Source organism: Aquipuribacter nitratireducens, assembly GCF_037860835.1.
GTDB classification, from domain to species: Bacteria; Actinomycetota; Actinomycetes; order Actinomycetales; family JBBAYJ01; genus Aquipuribacter; species Aquipuribacter nitratireducens.
In genome coordinates this window covers 26,378-42,099 of sequence record NZ_JBBEOG010000006.1, presented here as the reverse complement: position 1 = coordinate 42,099, position 15,722 = coordinate 26,378, and the positions used below count along the sequence as shown (strand labels likewise).

Annotated in this window: 17 protein-coding genes; 15 read left to right on the top strand and 2 right to left on the bottom strand. The window is 77.0% G+C overall.

What is annotated here, in order from left to right; translation table 11 throughout:
• Positions 1-29 precede the first annotated feature (29 nt).
• Both WAB14_RS12335 and WAB14_RS12330 read right to left on the bottom strand, forming a co-directional pair.
• Complete coding sequence (locus WAB14_RS12335; protein WP_340270169.1) at positions 30-734, bottom strand: DUF305 domain-containing protein; 705 nt, start codon at positions 732-734, stop codon at positions 30-32.
• Between the two features lie 13 nt (positions 735-747).
• A complete protein-coding gene (locus WAB14_RS12330) occupies positions 748-1,389 on the bottom strand; it encodes a DUF3105 domain-containing protein (RefSeq protein WP_340270168.1) in 642 nt (213 codons plus the stop codon).
• A gap of 222 nt (positions 1,390-1,611) precedes the next feature.
• On the opposite strand from WAB14_RS12330, the gene WAB14_RS12325 reads away from it, so the two are divergent.
• From WAB14_RS12325 to WAB14_RS12255, 15 genes are all read left to right on the top strand, one after another.
• A complete protein-coding gene (locus tag WAB14_RS12325; protein ID WP_340270167.1) occupies positions 1,612-2,799 on the top strand; it encodes an acetoin utilization protein AcuC in 1,188 nt (395 codons plus the stop codon).
• A gap of 144 nt (positions 2,800-2,943) precedes the next feature.
• Positions 2,944-3,042, top strand: a complete 99-nt coding sequence (locus WAB14_RS12320; protein ID WP_012085056.1) for a 30S ribosomal protein bS22 — start codon at positions 2,944-2,946, stop codon at positions 3,040-3,042.
• A gap of 24 nt (positions 3,043-3,066) precedes the next feature.
• A complete protein-coding gene (locus tag WAB14_RS12315) occupies positions 3,067-4,122 on the top strand; it encodes an NAD-dependent epimerase/dehydratase family protein (RefSeq protein WP_340270165.1) in 1,056 nt (351 codons plus the stop codon).
• On the top strand, positions 4,119-5,246 hold the full coding sequence (locus WAB14_RS12310) for a lysophospholipid acyltransferase family protein (protein WP_340270164.1): 1,128 nt from the start codon (positions 4,119-4,121) through the stop codon (positions 5,244-5,246). Before WAB14_RS12315 ends, WAB14_RS12310 begins: the two co-directional genes overlap by 4 nt.
• A gap of 13 nt (positions 5,247-5,259) precedes the next feature.
• On the top strand, positions 5,260-5,610 hold the full coding sequence (locus tag WAB14_RS12305; RefSeq protein WP_340270163.1) for a glutaredoxin family protein: 351 nt from the start codon (positions 5,260-5,262) through the stop codon (positions 5,608-5,610).
• A 212-nt stretch (positions 5,611-5,822) separates the two neighbouring features.
• On the top strand, positions 5,823-6,599 hold the full coding sequence (locus tag WAB14_RS12300) for a redox-sensing transcriptional repressor Rex (protein ID WP_377003243.1): 777 nt from the start codon (positions 5,823-5,825) through the stop codon (positions 6,597-6,599).
• The gene (locus WAB14_RS12295; protein WP_340270159.1) at positions 6,596-7,969 is read left to right on the top strand and encodes a glutamyl-tRNA reductase; all 1,374 of its coding nucleotides are present in this window, start codon (positions 6,596-6,598) and stop codon (positions 7,967-7,969) included. The genes WAB14_RS12300 and WAB14_RS12295 overlap by 4 nt, the downstream gene beginning before the upstream one ends.
• Positions 7,966-8,979 (top strand): hydroxymethylbilane synthase, encoded by a 1,014-nt coding sequence (gene hemC, locus WAB14_RS12290; RefSeq protein WP_340270157.1) that lies wholly within the window; start codon positions 7,966-7,968, stop codon positions 8,977-8,979. The genes WAB14_RS12295 and hemC overlap by 4 nt, the downstream gene beginning before the upstream one ends.
• Positions 8,976-10,655 (top strand): bifunctional uroporphyrinogen-III C-methyltransferase/uroporphyrinogen-III synthase, encoded by a 1,680-nt coding sequence (locus WAB14_RS12285; RefSeq protein WP_340270155.1) that lies wholly within the window; start codon positions 8,976-8,978, stop codon positions 10,653-10,655. Before hemC ends, WAB14_RS12285 begins: the two co-directional genes overlap by 4 nt.
• An 81-nt stretch (positions 10,656-10,736) precedes the next feature.
• Positions 10,737-11,753 (top strand): porphobilinogen synthase, encoded by a 1,017-nt coding sequence (hemB, locus tag WAB14_RS12280; RefSeq protein ID WP_340270436.1) that lies wholly within the window; start codon positions 10,737-10,739, stop codon positions 11,751-11,753.
• 11 nt (positions 11,754-11,764) lie between these two features.
• A complete protein-coding gene (locus tag WAB14_RS12275; RefSeq protein ID WP_340270154.1) occupies positions 11,765-12,235 on the top strand; it encodes a MarR family winged helix-turn-helix transcriptional regulator in 471 nt (156 codons plus the stop codon).
• Between the two features lie 70 nt (positions 12,236-12,305).
• Positions 12,306-13,688, top strand: a complete 1,383-nt coding sequence (hemL, locus tag WAB14_RS12270; protein ID WP_340270153.1) for a glutamate-1-semialdehyde 2,1-aminomutase — start codon at positions 12,306-12,308, stop codon at positions 13,686-13,688.
• Complete coding sequence (locus WAB14_RS12265; protein WP_465251635.1) at positions 13,685-14,308, top strand: histidine phosphatase family protein; 624 nt, start codon at positions 13,685-13,687, stop codon at positions 14,306-14,308. The genes hemL and WAB14_RS12265 overlap by 4 nt, the downstream gene beginning before the upstream one ends.
• A 2-nt stretch (positions 14,309-14,310) precedes the next feature.
• A complete protein-coding gene (locus WAB14_RS12260; RefSeq protein ID WP_340270152.1) occupies positions 14,311-14,916 on the top strand; it encodes a TlpA family protein disulfide reductase in 606 nt (201 codons plus the stop codon).
• Positions 14,913-15,710, top strand: a complete 798-nt coding sequence (locus WAB14_RS12255; protein ID WP_340270151.1) for a cytochrome c biogenesis CcdA family protein — start codon at positions 14,913-14,915, stop codon at positions 15,708-15,710. Before WAB14_RS12260 ends, WAB14_RS12255 begins: the two co-directional genes overlap by 4 nt.
• Positions 15,711-15,722: the final 12 nt, after the last annotated feature.

Genomic DNA, 15,722 nt, shown 5'->3' with positions numbered 1-15,722 from the left:
GCCTCACGGGCGCACACGCTACGCCGGGCTCAGGCGTCGGCGAGGTCGACCGGGCCGCCGCGCTCGTCGAGCATGTCCTGCAGCACCGTCAGCTCGGCGCTCTGCGCGTCGACCATGGACTGCGCGAGGTCGCGGACGTAGGACTGCGAGGCCTCCTCCGCGGCGACGTCCGCCATGGCCACGCCGCCGGAGTGGTGGTCGATCATGAGCTGGAGGAAGAGCCGCTCCGCCTCGACGCCGTCGGACGCGCGGAGCGCGGCCATCTGGTCCGGTGTCGCCATGCCCATGGCCGTCATGGGGTTGCCGGCGCCCTCGGCGTCCGTCCTGCCTGTCGCCGTGTCCATCCCCGCCATGCCCGTGTGCTCGCCGTCGCCGGCGAACGGCCCGGACATCCACCCCATGACCGGCAGGGTCGAGCTCTGCGGCAGCCCCCACGAGCTGAGCCAGCCCGCCATTCGGCCCTGCTGGTTCTGCTGGGTGAGCTCGATGTCGAGGGCGAGCTGGCGGAGCTCGGCGTCGTCGCTGCGCTCCCGGACCAGCACCGACATCTCGACGGCCTGGCCGTGGTGGACCTGCATGTCCCGGGCGAAGCCCGCGTCGACGGAGTCCTCGGCCGGCGCCGCCGACGCCGACCCCGCGAGCGCGACGCCCACGAGGAGGCCGACGACGACGAGGAGCGACCCGCCGACGAGGGCGAGGGCGGTGGCGGCCGGACGGGCGAGCACGCGGCTCATGCGGTCCTACCGCTCAGACGGTCGCGTCGGTGCCGCCGGAGCAGGCGGCGCCGGGCTCGGGCGTCTGCTCGCCCTGGAGGTACTTCGCGAGGAACACCTCGAGGCGCTCGTCGTCCGCGCTGTCGAGGACGAGCTGGTAGCCCCAGGCGCTCGCCGTCACGGCGCCCGGCAGCTCGCCGTCCTGCCACGGGGAGACCAGGAGGTACGGGTTGCGCTCGGCGAGGTCCTGCAGCGTCGTGACCTGCTCCTCGGGCAGCGACGGGTCGTACGTCACCCACACCGCGCCGTGCTCGAGCGCGTGGACGCCCGGCTCGGTCTGCACGGGGGCGTCGTAGAACCCGCAGTTCTGCCAGAACGGGGTGTGGTTGCCGCCGACGGGCGGCACGACCTCGTAGTCGACCGGGGTCTGCACGTGGTCCCGGGTCTGGTCCGGGTACTCCTCGACGCCCTCGATGTCCTCGGCGGCGGCGCGCTCGATCTCGCTGCGCTGCGCCTGCGACTGGACGATCACGGCGACGACGACGCCGATGAGGAGGACGGAGACGAGCGCGGCGGCGCCGATCACGAGGAGCGAGCGGCGGCGCTCGGCGCTGCGCTGGGCGGCCTGCATCTTCGCGATGCGCGCCTGACGGTCGTCGGGGGTCTTCGTGGCCACCGGTCGGCTCCTCTGGTGGATGGGTCCGTCTGGACGTGTCGGCGCCGGGATCGGCGCTGCGGGGCGGGGTCCGCCGGACACCATGGTGCACGTTCCTGGGAGCCGTCTGGGACCTCGGTCCCGGGCGGCGGCTCCTGCTGCGGTCCACGGAGCCGTCCACGCGCGGTCCCACGGGTCGCGACGGCGGCCGGGGGAGGGCCCGGCCGCCGCTAGCGTGTCGCCATGCCGCCGGGGACGCTCCACCGCACGCGCGTCGTGTGGGACGAGGACTTCGTGCGCTACGACTTCGGTCCCGGGCACCCGCTCGCCCCCGTCCGGATCGCCCTCACCGCGCGGCTGTGCCGCGATCTCGGCCTCTTCCGGCACGTCGACGTCGTCGACGCGCCCGTGGCCGACGACGCCCTGCTGCGCACGGTCCACACCGCGGGGCTCGTCGCGGCCGTGCGGGCGGCGTCCCTCGACGTCCGTGCGGACGTCGGCCACGGCGTCGGCACGGTCGACACGCCCGCCTTCCCCGGCATGCACGACAGCGCGGCCCGCGTCTTCGCCGGCTCCGTCGCGCTCGCTCGCGCGATAGCCGCGGACGAGGTCCGGCACGCCGTCAACTTCGCCGGCGGCCTGCACCACGCCTCCGCCGACGCCGCCTCGGGCTTCTGCGTGTACAACGACTGCGCCGGAGCGATCCGGGCCCTCCTCGACGCGGGCGTCGAGCGGGTCGTGTACGTCGACACCGACGTCCACCACGGCGACGGCACGGAGTCCGTCTTCTGGGACGACCCGCGGGTGACGACGATCTCGCTCCACGAGTCGGGCCGGACGCTGTTCCCCGGCACGGGCTACCCGACGGACGTCGGCGGGCCCGGTGCGGAGGGGACGGCTGTCAACGTCGCGCTGCCCGCGGGCACGGGCGACGCCGGCTGGCTCCGCGCGCTCCACGCCGTCGCCCGACCCGTCGTGCGCGAGGTGCGCCCCCAGGTCCTCGTCACCCAGCACGGGTGCGACACGCACGTGCTCGACCCCCTCGCCCACCTCCGCGTGTCCGTCGACGGCCAGCGCGCCGCCGCCGCGCTGCTCCACGACCTCGCCCACGAGGTGACGCGCGGGCGCTGGCTCGCGCTCGGCGGCGGCGGCTACGAGCTCGTCGACGTCGTGCCCCGCGCGTGGGCGCACCTCGTCGGGATCGCCGCGCACCAGCCGGTCGACCCCACGACCGCGGTCCCGCCGGAGTGGCTCGAGCACGTCGTGCAGCTGACCGGGCAGCCCGGTCCGCGCCGCATGACCGACGGGGTCGAGGCGACGTTCCAGCCGTGGGAGGCCGGCTACGACCCGGCGGACCCCGTCGACCAGGCGATCCTCGCGACCCGCAAGGCGGTCTTCCCGCTGCTCGGGCTCGACCCCTGGTTCGACTGACGGATCCGCCGCCCACCGGCGGGCGGTAGCCTTGCGTGCGGAACCCGTCGGCGCCGCGCGCCCGACGCGCGCGCCGGCCAGGGTCGGTGCTCGTCGGTCGGGGCGGCGTGCCGCACCACCTGCACCCGAGAGAGAAGGTCCTCCGTGGGCTCTGTCATCAAGAAGCGCCGCAAGCGCATGGCGAAGAAGAAGCACCGCAAGCTGCTGCGCCGCACGCGTCACCAGCGCCGCAACAAGAAGTAGCCGACCGGCGGGGCGGGGTCCGTCGTGGCCGGTCGCACGGTCCTCGTCACCGGGGTGTCCAGGTACCTCGGTGGCAAGGTCGCCGCTGCGCTGGCCCGCCACCCCGCCCGGCCCCGGGTCGTCGGGCTCGACGTCGTCCCGCCCCCGGTGCCGCTCGGCGAGGCGGCCTTCGTCCGCGCCGACATCCGCAGCCCCGCCGTGGGCCGGCTGCTGCGGGAGGAGCGGGTCGACACCGTCGTCCACATGAACGTCATCGCCACGCCGCGCTCCGCAGGCGGGCGGGTGCCGATGAAGGAGATCAACGTCCTCGGCACGATGCAGCTGCTCGCCGCGTGCCAGAAGGCGCCCGGCGTGCGCCGCCTCGTCGTGAAGTCGACGTCCGGCGTCTACGGCGCCGGGCCGGCCGACCCCGCGATGTTCACGGAGTCGACGGCCGCGTCCTCGCCGCCGCGCACCGGCTGGGCCAAGGACTGCCTCGAGGTGGAGGGCTACGTCCGCGGGTTCACACGCCGGCGCCCCGACGTCCAGGTCGCGCTGCTGCGCTTCGCCTCGATCGTGGGGCCGGGGCTGGAGACGCCGCTGTCGAAGGTGTTCGCGCTGCCCGCCGTGCCCACGCTGCTCGGCCACGACGGCCGGCTGCAGGTGGTCCACGAGGACGACGCGGTCGAGGCCATGGTGCGCGCCACCATCGGCCCGCCGGGGGAGCACGTGACCGGGGCCGTCAACGTCGCCGGTGACGGCGTCCTCACGACCGTCCAGGCGGCGGCGCTCGCGGGTCGGCCGGTCGTGGGGGTGCCCGAGCGGTTCGCCGGCGCCGCCGCGCGGTGGCTCACGCGGGCCGGCGCCGCCGAGCTCACCGTCGAGGACCTCCGCCTGCTCGGCTACGGCCGCGTCCTCGACACCACCCGCTGCCGGACCGAGCTCGGCTTCGTGCCGGCCCGGACCACCCGGCAGGCCTTCGAGGACTTCTGCGCCTCCCACCGCCTGCGCGGTGTCCGCCCGGCCGTCGACCTCGTCGCCGAGGAGCTCCGCAGCGCCGTCGTCGACACCGTCGCCTCCCTCGAGCGGGCGTCCCGGTGAGCGGCACCGGCCGGTCCGGCCTCGACCAGGCCGCCGGCCGCGCGGCCGCCGAACGGGCACGACGACGACGGGCCGGCACACCGCTGCTCGACGCGCCGGCGGCCGACGCGCTCGACGAGGCCGTCACCCGCCACGGCGAGGCCGCGGGCCTCGAGGTCGTCGAGCGGCTGGCGGAGGGCCCGCCGCCCCGCCTGCGGGTCGTCCCGGACCTGCCGGCCACGGAGCCCGTCGCGACTGCACCCGCGCCGGAGGGGACGACCGCGCGCGAGGTGACGAGCGACGGCGGCCACCTCGCCGAGCTCCTCGTCGACGCCGTCGAGCTCGTGCGCCGCCGGCTGGAGGGCGACTACGCCGTCGACGAGTTCGGCTTCGACCCCGAGCTCACCGAGCGGGTGCTGCTCGCGGTGCTGCGCCCGGTCTACCGGCACTGGTTCCGGGTGGAGCTGCGCGGTCAGGAGAACATCCCCGCGGACCGGGGCGCCCTCCTCGTCGGCAACCACAGCGGGACGCTGGCGTGGGACGCCCTCATGACGCAGGTCGCGGTCCACGACGCGACCGACGGGCGCTTCCTCCGGCTCCTCGGGGCGGACCTCGTCTTCGCGACACCGCTCGTCGGTGACGTGGCCCGGCGGATGGGCGCCACCCTCGCCACGACGAGCGACGCCGAACGGCTCCTCACCGCCGGCGAGCTCGTGGGCGTGTGGCCCGAGGGGTTCAAGGGGATCGGCAAGCACTACCGCGACCGGTACCGGCTCCAGCGCTTCGGCCGCGGGGGGTTCGTCTCCGCCGCCATCCGCACGCAGGTGCCGATCGTGCCGGTCAGCATCGTGGGGGCGGAGGAGATCCACCCGATGCTCGCCGACGTGCGCCCGCTCGCCCGCCTGTTCGGCGCCCCGTTCTGGCCGGTGACGCCGACCTGGCCGTGGCTCGGTCCGCTCGGTCTCGTCCCGCTGCCGAGCAAGTGGCTCATCGAGCTCGGGGAGCCCGTCCCGACCGACACCCTCGACCCGGCCGCCGCCGACGACCCGATGGTGGTCTTCGAGATCACCGACCGGGTGCGCGAGGTCATCCAGCAGACCCTCTACGCGCTGCTCGTCCAGCGGCGCTCGGTCTTCCTCGGCTGACGGGGGCCCGGAGGTGCTCGACCGGGTCACGGACCGGATCCGCCGGCTGCTGCCGCGGCGCGACGCGGCAGCCGCCGCCGGGGCGCGCGTGCCCGAGGTGCGGCTGGTCGGGCGCCGGGGCTGCCACCTGTGCGACGAGGCGCGCCCCGTCGTGGCCCGCGAGTGCGCGCGCGTCGGCGCGCGGCTGCAGGAGGCGTCGGTCGACGACGACCCCCGGCTGCACGCCGCCTACTGGGACCGCATCCCGGTCGTCGAGGTCGACGGCAGGGTCGTCGAGCAGCTGCGCGTCGACGCCGAGCGCCTCCGGCGGGTGCTCGCCGCTGCCGCCCGGGGCGAGGGACCCGCCGAGCGCCTCACGTGGTGAGCCCCGCGGCCGATCACCACCTCGTGGCCGCTACCACACCCCGCCGCGCCGGTGCCGCAGGAGGGTCGCGCGACTTTGTGCCTGTCGTCACAAGCACGTACGATCGAGCCAGTCCACGAGGAGGTCATGTGCCGCTGAAGCGTCTGCGCCTGCCCCGGGCCGACGCCCGCGGGCGCAGGGGTCCGGCGGCCCGTACGACGTCGTCCGCCGCCGTGGGTGCCGCCGAGTGGGAGGCGACCGCCTCGCCCGCCGCGCCGGCGGTCGACGGGGTGCCGGAGGCGACCGTCCAGCGCCTGCCCACTTACCTGCAGGCGCTCCACGCCCTCGCCTCCGCCGGCGTCACCACGGTGTCGAGCTCCGAGCTCGCCGAGAGCGTCCACGTGTCCGCGGCCATGCTCCGCAAGGACCTGTCCCACCTCGGCACGTACGGCACCCGCGGGGTCGGGTACGACGTCGCGACCCTCGTCCACGAGATGTCCGCCGTCCTCGGGCTCGAGCACGACTGGCCCGTCGCCATCGTCGGCGTCGGCAACCTCGGGCGCGCCCTCGCGCACTACGGCGGCTTCTCCAGCCGCGGCCTCAGCATCGCCGCCCTCTTCGACGCCGACCCCTCGGTGGTCGGCACCGAGGTCAACGGCCACACGGTCCACCACGTCGACGAGGTGCCTGCGCTCGTCGCGCGCCGCGGCGTCCGGATCGCCGTCGTCGCGACCCCCGCCGCCGCGGCCCAGCCGACGTGCGACGCGCTCGTCGCCGCCGGCGTGACGAGCATCCTCACCTTCGCGGGCGCCACCGTGCGCGTCCCGGCGGGGGTGACGGTGCGCGCGGTCGACCTGTCGAGCGAGCTGCAGATCCTCGGCTTCCACGAGCAGCGCAAGCGCAGCGCCCTCCTCGGGGAGCTGCCCGCGGTCGCCCGGGTCGTGCCCGCCCCCGAGCCCGCGGTCCGCGGCAGCGAGGGGCCGGCGGCCGGAGCGGGGGCCGGCCGGTGACCCTCCTCGTCGTCGGGGCCAGCCACCGCACGGCCCCCCTGCCGCAGCTCGAGCGGCTCGCCGCCGCCACGTCGGACGCCGACGCGGTCGCCCGCGCCGTCCTCTCCCAGCCGTACGTCAACGAGGCGATGGTCCTCGCGACGTGCAACCGGGTCGAGGTGTTCGTCGACGTCGACCGGTTCCACAGCGGTGTCGCCGCGGTCTCGGCCGCCCTGTCCCACGGCAGCGGCGTCGCCGTCGCCGACATCGTCGAGCACATGTACGCCCACTACGACCAGGCGGCCGTCGAGCACACCTTCCGCGTGGTCGCGGGCCTGGACTCCATGGCCATCGGCGAGGCGCAGGTCCTCGGCCAGGTCCGTAGCGCCTACGCCCACTCCCGGGCCGCCGGTCACGCCGGGGGTCGTCTCGCCGCGGTCGTCGAGCGCGCCCTGCGCGTCGGTCGGCGCGCCCGCGCGGAGAGCGGGCTCGAGCGGCTCGGCAACCGGATGGTGAGCGAGGCGCTCGCGCGGGCGGAGCAGGTGGTCGGCGACCTCGCCCGCGCCCGGGTGGCGGTCGTCGGCGCCGGCGGCATGGCCGGGCTCGTCGTCGCGACACTCGCCCGCTCGGGCGTCGGCACGGGGGACGTCACGGTCCTCAACCGCACCCCCGGACCGGCCGCGCGCCTCGCCGCCACCGTCGCCGGCCGCACCGCCGCGCTCGGCGACCTGCCCGCCGTGCTCGACGAGGTCGACGTCCTCGTGTCGTGCACGGGGTCGGTCGGGCACGTCGTCCACGCCGCGGACGTCCGCGCCGCCGTGGCGCGCCGCGGCGGCCGCCCGCTCGTCCTCGTCGACCTCGCCCTGCCGCGCGACGTCGAGCCCCTCGGGGACCTCGACCCGACGGCCGTCCACCTCGTCGACCTCGAGGAGCTCGCGGGCCTGCTCGCGGGGACAGGGCCCGACGCCGTCCGCGCCGACGGCGAGGTGGCCCGCGCCCACGCCGTCGTGGCGGAGGAGGTAGAGCTGTGGCGCGCCGAGGCGCACGCGGCGAGGGTGACGCCGACCGTCGTCGCGCTGCGCTCGCAGGCCGACGCCGTCGTCGAGGCGGAGCTCGACCGGCTCCGCGGCCGGCTCGGTGCCCTCGACCCCGCCGTCGCGGCGGAGGTGGAGCGGACGGTGCGCCGCGTCGTCGACAAGGTCCTCCACACCCCCACCGTCCGCATCAAGGAGCTCGCCGCGCAGCCGGACGGCTCCGTGTACGCCGAGGCGCTGCAGACCCTCTTCGGCCTGACGGTCGGCGACAGCCTCGACCCCGTCTCGGTCGTCGGCGAGCACGGCGACGACCCCGCGGCCGGCCTCGGCCGCCCCGCCCCGGGGGGGCGGCCGTGATCCGCGTCGGCACCCGGGCGAGCGCGCTCGCCCGCACCCAGTCCGGTCTCGTCGCCGCGGCGCTCACGGCGGCGACCGGCGAGGCGACGGAGCTCGTCGAGATCAGCACCGCGGGCGACACCGACCCCGCGCCGCTGCGCGAGCTGGCCCGCCGCGCCAGCGGGGTCGGGGTGTTCGTGTCGGCCTTGCGCGAGGCCCTGCTCGACGGCCGCGTCGACGTCGCCGTCCACTCCCTCAAGGACCTGCCGACGGCGCCCGCGCCGGGGATCGTCCTCGCCGCCGTCCCGGAGCGAGAGGACCCGCGCGACGTCCTCGTCACCCGCCCGGGCCTCGGCGGGCTCGCCGACCTGCCCGACGGGGCGCGCGTCGGCACCGGCTCCCCCCGCCGCGCCGCACTGCTGCGCGAGGTCTGCCGCCGCGACGGCCGGCACGTCGAGGTCGTCGACGTGCGCGGCAACGTCGACACCCGCCTCGCCCGGGTCCACGCGGACCTGGACGCCGTGATCCTCGCCCACGCCGGCCTGCGCCGCCTCGGCCGCGGCGACGAGGTGAGCGAGGTCCTCGACCCCGCGGTCGTCGTCCCGGCTCCCGGTCAGGGTGCCCTGGCGGTCGAGACCCGGGCCGACGACCCGCTCGCCGACCGGGTCCGCGCGGCGCTCGACCACCCGCCCACCCGGGCCGCGGTCACGGCGGAGCGCCGCCTCCTCGCCGTCCTCGACACCGGCTGCTCCGCGCCGGTCGGCGCGTGGGCACGGGTGGAGGGCGACCGGCTCGTCCTGCTGGGAGCCGCCGCACCCGACGCCGACGCCGACGCCGACGTCGCCGCCGACGCCGACGCCGGGGACGTCGTCCGGGTCGAGGAGCACGGGGGGACGCACGAGGCCGAGGCGACGGGGGAGCGGGCGGGACGGCGGCTGCTCGCCGCCCGCACCGGCACCGCCGGGACCACACGCCGGACCAGCACGCGTCCGGGCCCGCGCACCACCGAGCACGAGGAGAGCCTGCGATGACCAGCCGCACGCCCGACACCCGGGCCACGCCCGCCACCTCGCCCACGGGGCCGGTCGGCGGCGACGGGCCCTCGGTGCGGCCGCGCCGGCAGGACGGCCCCGCCCACGTCGCCTTCGTCGGCGCCGGCCCCGGCGACCCGGGGCTCCTCACGCTGCGGGCGGCGGAGCTCCTCGCCCAGGCCGACACCGTCCTCACCGACACCCCCGCGCCGCACGCCCTGCTCGCGCGGTGCGCGCGCGGCGACGTCGCCCTCGTCGAGCTCGACCAGACCGACGACAGCCAGCTCGCCCGCGCGGCGAGGGCCCGTGCCGTCACCGCCGCCGCGAGCGCCGGCGCGCGGGTGGTGCGGCTCGTCCCGGGGGACGCGACGACGTTCTCGACCGTGACCGCCGAGGTGGCGGCCGCCCGTGGCGCCGGCGCCGAGGTCGAGGTCGTGCCCGGCATCAGCCCCGCGGTCGCCGCCCCGGCGTACGCCGGCGTCCCGCTGGCCCCCGCAGGCACCGACCACGTCCACCTGCTCGACGTCCGCGAGGACCGCACGGGTGACGAGAGCGCCCTGCCCGCCCCCGGCGACGGCACGCTCGTCCTCGTCGGGCCCCGCGACCGGCTCGCCGTCGCGTCCGAGCGCCTCGTCGGCGCCGGGTGGGCCGTCGACACGCCGACCGTGGCGGTGTCGCGGGCCACGACGACCCTCCAGCACAGCGTCGAGGTGCCGCTGGCGAAGGCGGGCGACGTCCTCGGCGACCTGGCCGAGCCGGTGACACTCGTCGTGGGGGACGCCGTCCGCCAGCGCGGGGCGATGTCGTGGTTCGAGACCCGTCCGCTGTTCGGGTGGCGCGTCCTCGTTCCCCGCACCAAGCAGCAGTCCGAGCCGGTCGTCGCGCACCTGCGCGAGCTCGGCGCGGACCCCGTCGTCGTGCCGACCATCAGCGTCGAACCGCCCCGGACGCCGCAGCAGATGGACAAGGCCGTCCGCGGCCTCGTCACCGGGCGCTACGAGTGGGTCGGCTTCACGAGCGCCAACGCGGTCCGGGCGGTGCGCGAGCACCTCGAGGCCCTCGGGCTCGACGCGCGCTCCTTCTCCGGACTGAAGATCGCCGCGGTGGGCGGGGTCACCGCCGACGCCCTGCGCGACTGGGGGCTCGAGCCGGACCTCCTCCCGACGGGCGAGCAGTCGGCCAAGGGCCTGCTCGAGGTGTGGCCCGCCTTCGACGCCCAGCTCGACCCCATCGACCGTGTGCTCCTGCCCCGCGCGGACATCGCCACCGACACCCTCGTCGCGGGCCTGCAGGGCATGGGGTGGGAGGTCGACGACGTCACCGCCTACCGGACCGTCCGCGCGGCACCTCCGCCGGCCCACGTCCGCGAGGCCATCAAGACGGGCGGCTTCGACGCCGTGCTCTTCACGTCGAGCTCGACGGTCCGCAACCTCGTCGGGATCGCGGGCAAGCCGCACGCGGCCACCGTCATCGCGTGCATCGGCCCGCGGACCGCGGCCACGGCCGAGGAGCACGGCCTCCGGGTCGACGTCCTCGCCCCGGAGCCGGAGGTCGGCGTGCTGGTCGACGCGCTCGCCGACCACGGCTCGGCCCTGCGGGCCGCCGCGGAGGCCGACGGGCAGGAGTGGGCCCGCCCGTCGCAGCGCACCCCGGCCGCGCGCCGGCGCGCCCGGTGAGGTCGCTGCCATGAGGTCGCGGCGGTGAGCACCGTCCCGGTCCCGGGCCACGCCGGCGACGGCGGCACCGCGGGGGCGGCGGTGGCGGGCTTCCCCGTCGGCCGTCCCCGCCGCCTGCGGGCGACGCCCGCGCTTCGCCGGCTCGTCGCGGGGACCAGGCTCCACCCCGCCGACCTCGTCCTGCCCGTCTTCGTCCGCGAGGGGCTGCGCGAGCCGCGGCCGGTCGCGAGCCTGCCGGGTGTCCTCCAGCACACGCGGCGCAGCGTCGTCGCGCTCGCGCGGGAGGCGGTCGCCGCGGGGGTCGGCGGGATCATGGTCTTCGGCGTGCCGGAGCGCCGGGACGCCACCGGCAGCGGCCTCGACGACCCCTCGGGCGTCCTCAACGTCGCGCTCGCCGACCTCGCCGACGCCGTCGGCGACGACACCGTCCTCATGGCCGACCTCTGCCTCGACGAGTTCACCGACCACGGCCACTGCGGCGTGCTCGACGGCGCGGGCCGGGTCGACAACGACGCCACGCTCGAGCGCTACGCCGCCGGCGCGCTCGCGCAGGCCGCCGCCGGCGCCCACCTGCTCGGCACGAGCGGGATGATGGACGGCCAGGTCGGCGTCGTGCGACGCGCGCTCGACGGGCACGGGCGCACCGACGTCGGGGTGCTCGCGTACGCCGCGAAGTACGCCTCCGCGTACTACGGCCCGTTCCGCGACGCCGTCGAGTCGACGCTGCAGGGCGACCGCGCGACGTACCAGCAGGACCCCGCCGACGCCCGGGGTGCGCTCGTCGAGCTCGCCCACGACCTCGCCGAGGGCGCGGACGTCGTCATGGTGAAGCCCGCGCTGCCGTACCTCGACGTCCTGCGTCGCGTCGCCGACGCCAGCCCCGTCCCGGTCGCGGCGTACCAGGTGTCGGGGGAGTACGCGATGGTGCACGCGGCGGCGGGCAACGGCTGGCTCGACGGGGACCGGGCGATGCTCGAGAGCCTCCTCGCCATCCGCCGCGCGGGGGCGGACGTCGTCCTCACGTACGCCGCCCTCGACGTCGCGCGGGCGCTCGACGTCACCGGTCCGCAGGCCGGTCCCTCGCAGGTCAGCGGCTAGGCTCACCCGCTGTGACGCAGGAGCGGTGGCTCGACGCCGACCAGCAGCGCGCGTGGCGCGCGTGGCTCGAGGGCTCGGCGCTGCTCGAGGACGCCCTCAACCGCGACCTCGCCGCCCACGGCCTCAGCCTCAGCGAGTACGACATCCTCGTGCAGCTGTCGGAGACCGAGGGCCGCTCGCTGCGGATGAGCGAGCTCGCCGGTCTGGTGCTGCACTCCCGTTCCCGGCTCACCCACACGGTGTCGCGCATGGAGTCCCGCGGGCTCGTGCGCCGCGAGCCGTGCGAGGAGGACCGCCGCGGCGTGCGGTGCACCCTCACCGACGAGGGCATGGCCGCGCTCGTCGCGACGGCACCCCACCACGTGGCGAGCGTCCGCGAGCGGCTCGTCGACCGTCTCGACCGGGACGACTTCCTCGCCCTCGGCGCCATGATGGCGACGGTCCGCGACTCGCTCCGCCCGGGCAGCGGTCGTCGGCCCTGACCCGGCCGCCCGCGCGGCCCGCTCGGAACCCGGTCCGGTGGCACCCCGCCGGGCTTGGGACACTGGGGCCGTGACGACGACCCCGCACGCACCGGCCGGATCGACGGCACGCTCGGCCGCGCTCCTCGACCGCGCCCGCGCGCTCGTGCCCGGCGGCGTCAACTCCCCGGTGCGGGCGTTCCGTGCCGTCGGGGGGACGCCCCGCTTCATCGCCTCCGCACGCGGGCCGTGGCTCACCGACGCCGACGGCACCCGCTACGTCGACCTCGTGTGCTCGTGGGGTCCCATGCTGCTCGGCCACGCGCACCCCGAGGTGGTCGAGGCCGTCCAGGCGGCGGCCGCCCGCGGCTTCTCCTTCGGCGCGCCCACGGAGCCCGAGGTCGAGCTCGCCGAGGAGATCGTGCGCCGGGTGCCCGCCGTCGAGCAGGTCCGGCTCGTCTCCAGCGGCACCGAGGCGACGATGAGCGCCGTCCGGCTCGCCCGCGGCGCCACGGGTCGGCCGGTCGTCGTGAAGTTCGCCGGGCACTACCACGGCCACGTCGACGCCCTGCTGGCCCAGGCCGGGTCGGGGCTCGCGACGTTCGGGCTCCCGAGCAGCCCCGGCATCACCGGCGCCGCGGCCGCCGACACCGTCGTCCTGCCGTACAACGACCCCGGCGCCCTGCGCGCGGCCTTCGCCGAGCACGGCGAGCGGATCGCGTGCGTCATCACCGAGGCGGCCGCCGGGAACATGGGGGTCGTGCCCCCGCGACCCGGGTTCGCGGCACTGCTGCGCGAGCTCACGGCCGCCCACGGCGCCCTGCTCGTGTACGACGAGGTGATGACGGGGTTCCGCGTCGGGCCCTCCGGCTGGCACGGCCTCGAGCAGGACTGCGCGGCCGCCGGGGGCGAGACGCTCCCGCCACCGGACCTCTTCACGTTCGGCAAGGTCATGGGCGGCGGCTTCCCGGCCGCCGCGTTCGGCGGGCGCGCCGACCTCATGACCCACCTCGCCCCGCTCGGCCCCGTCTACCAGGCGGGCACCCTCAGCGGGAACCCGGTCGCGGTCGCCGCCGGCCTCACGACCCTGCGCCTGGCGGACGCCGCGGTGTACGAACGCGTCGACGAGGTCGCCCGCACCCTGTCCGCGGCCGCGGGTGCCGCCCTCGACGCGGCCGGGGTCCCGCACGTCGTCCAGCACGCGGGCAGCATGTTCAGCGTGTTCCTCGCCCCCGACGACGCGGTGGTCGCCGACGGCGTCCACGACTACGACGCCGCCCGGACCCAGGACGCGACGGCGTTCGCCGCGTTCTTCCACAGCATGCTCGAGCAGGGCGTCCACCTGCCGCCGTCCGCGTTCGAGGCGTGGTTCGTCTCCGCCTCCCACGACGACGAGGCCGTCGGGCGCGTCCTCGAGGCCCTGCCGGCCGCGGCGCGCGCGGCCGCCGCCGCCCGTGCGGGGACGGGCGCGTGAGCGCGTCGGGCCCGGTGCGGACCACCGTCCACCTGCTGCGCCACGGTGAGGTCCACAACCCCGCGCAGGTGCTCTACGGCCGCCTCGAGGGCTACCGGCTGAGCGAGCGCGGGCAGCGCATGGCGGCCCGGGTCGCCGACGACCTGTCCCGCGGCGACGTCGTCGCGGTCGTGGCCTCCCCGCTGCAGCGGGCGCAGGAGACCGCCGCGCCGCTCGCCCGGATGCTCGGGGTCGAGGTCGGCACCGACCCGCGGCTCATCGAGAGCGCGAACGTCTTCGAGGGCCTCACCATCGGCACGGGCGGCGGCTCGCTGCGCAAGCCCGTCCACTGGCGGCACCTGTGGAACCCGTTCCGTCCGTCGTGGGGCGAGCCGTACGAGGAGATCGCCACCCGCATGCTCGCCGCGGTCGCCGACGCACGGGACGCCGCACGGGGCCACGAGATCGTGTGCGTGTCCCACCAGCTGCCGATCTGGACCGCCCGGAACGCCGCCGTCGGCCGGCGGACGTGGCACGACCCGCGCCGGCGGGAGTGCGCCCTCGCCTCCCTCACGTCGTTCCGGTTCGACGACGACCGGCTCGTCGGGGTCGGCTACCGCGAGCCCGCGGCGGGGGTGTGAGCGTGCGCGTGCGAGGAGCCGTCGCCGTCGGGGCGGCGGCGGCGACGCTGCTGCTCGGGGCGTGCACGGCCGGGGAGGCCGGGGTGCCCGGGCTGCGGGACGAGGCCGCCCGCGCGTACGTGTCCGGCGACGCGACCGTCGAGGTCCTCCCGGCCGACGACCGCGGCGAGCCCGTCGACGGCGTGACCGGGACGACCCTCGACGGCGAGCCGCTCGACGTCGCCGACCTCCGCGGGGAGACGGTCGTGCTCAACGTGTGGGGCTCGTGGTGCGCGCCGTGCCACGCCGAGGCCCCCGACCTCGTCGAGGCCGAGGCGCAGCTCGCCGACGAGGGCGTCCGGTTCGTCGGGATCAACATCCGCGACCGCTCGGTGGAGGCGGCCGCCGGTTTCGAGGAGGAGTACGGCATCGGCTGGCCGAGCCTCCACGACCCCGACTCCCTCCTCCTGCTGCCGCTCGCGGGCTCCGTCCCCCCCAACACCGTCCCCGCCACCCTCGTCCTCGACGAGGAGGGCCGTGTGGCGGCCCGCATCCTGTCCCGCGTCGACCGGGCCACCCTCGTCGGCGTCGTCGAGGACGTGCGCGGGGCGGCGGCGGCCGGGCGATGACGGGCGCCGCGGAGACCGTCCTCGACGGCTCGCTCCTCCTCGCCCTCCCGCTCGCCCTGCTCGCGGGGCTCGTGTCGTTCGCCTCGCCCTGCGTCCTGCCGCTGGTGCCCGGCTACCTCGCGTACGTGTCGGCGATGGGGGAGCAGCGGCCGCAGCCGGCCGCGACCGGTGGCGGTGGGACCGCGGTCGCCACACGGCTCGCCGACCCCGCGACCGCTCCCACCCGCCGGCTGGTGGCAGGGGCGTCGCTGTTCGTCCTCGGCTTCGCCGTCGTCTTCGTCGCCCTCGGCTCCCTCGCGGGCGTCGCCGGGGCGCTGCTGCCCCGCGCCCGGCTCGTCGACGTCGTCGCGGGCGTCCTCGCCGTCGGGCTCGGCCTCGTCTTCGCCGGGGTCGTGCCGCTCGGGCGCACCGAGCGCCGCCTCCACGTGCGCCCCGCCGTCGGCCTCGCGGGGGCCCCGCTGCTCGGCGCCGCCTTCGGCGTCGGGTGGGTGCCGTGCGTCGGTCCGACGCTCGGCGCGGTGCTCCTGCTCGCGGGGACAGAGGGCGGCGCCGGCCGCGGCGCCCTCCTCGCGTTCGTCTACTGCCTCGGTCTCGGGGTGCCGTTCGTCCTCGTCGCCGCCGCCTACGCGCGCGGCCTCGTCCGGCTGGAGCCGCTGCGGCGGCACCGTCGGCTCCTCACGGGCATCGGGGGCGCCATGCTCGTCGTCGTCGGGCTGCTCCTCGTCACCGGGGCGTGGGACTGGCTCGTCGGCTGGCTCCAGGGCCCCATCAGCCGTTTCGGCGTCCTCCTGTGAGCAGCCCCGTGT

What these genes read in the sequence shown, in the direction of transcription:
- WAB14_RS12335 (WP_340270169.1), bottom strand. Translation starts at nt 734, where the DNA reads ATGAGCCGCGTGCTCGCCCGTCCGGCCGCCACCGCCCTCGCCCTCGTC.
- WAB14_RS12255 (WP_340270151.1), top strand. Translation starts at nt 14,913, where the DNA reads ATGACGGGCGCCGCGGAGACCGTCCTCGACGGCTCGCTCCTCCTCGCC.
- WAB14_RS12285 (WP_340270155.1), top strand. Translation starts at nt 8,976, where the DNA reads ATGACCAGCCGCACGCCCGACACCCGGGCCACGCCCGCCACCTCGCCC.
- WAB14_RS12325 (WP_340270167.1), top strand. Translation starts at nt 1,612, where the DNA reads ATGCCGCCGGGGACGCTCCACCGCACGCGCGTCGTGTGGGACGAGGAC.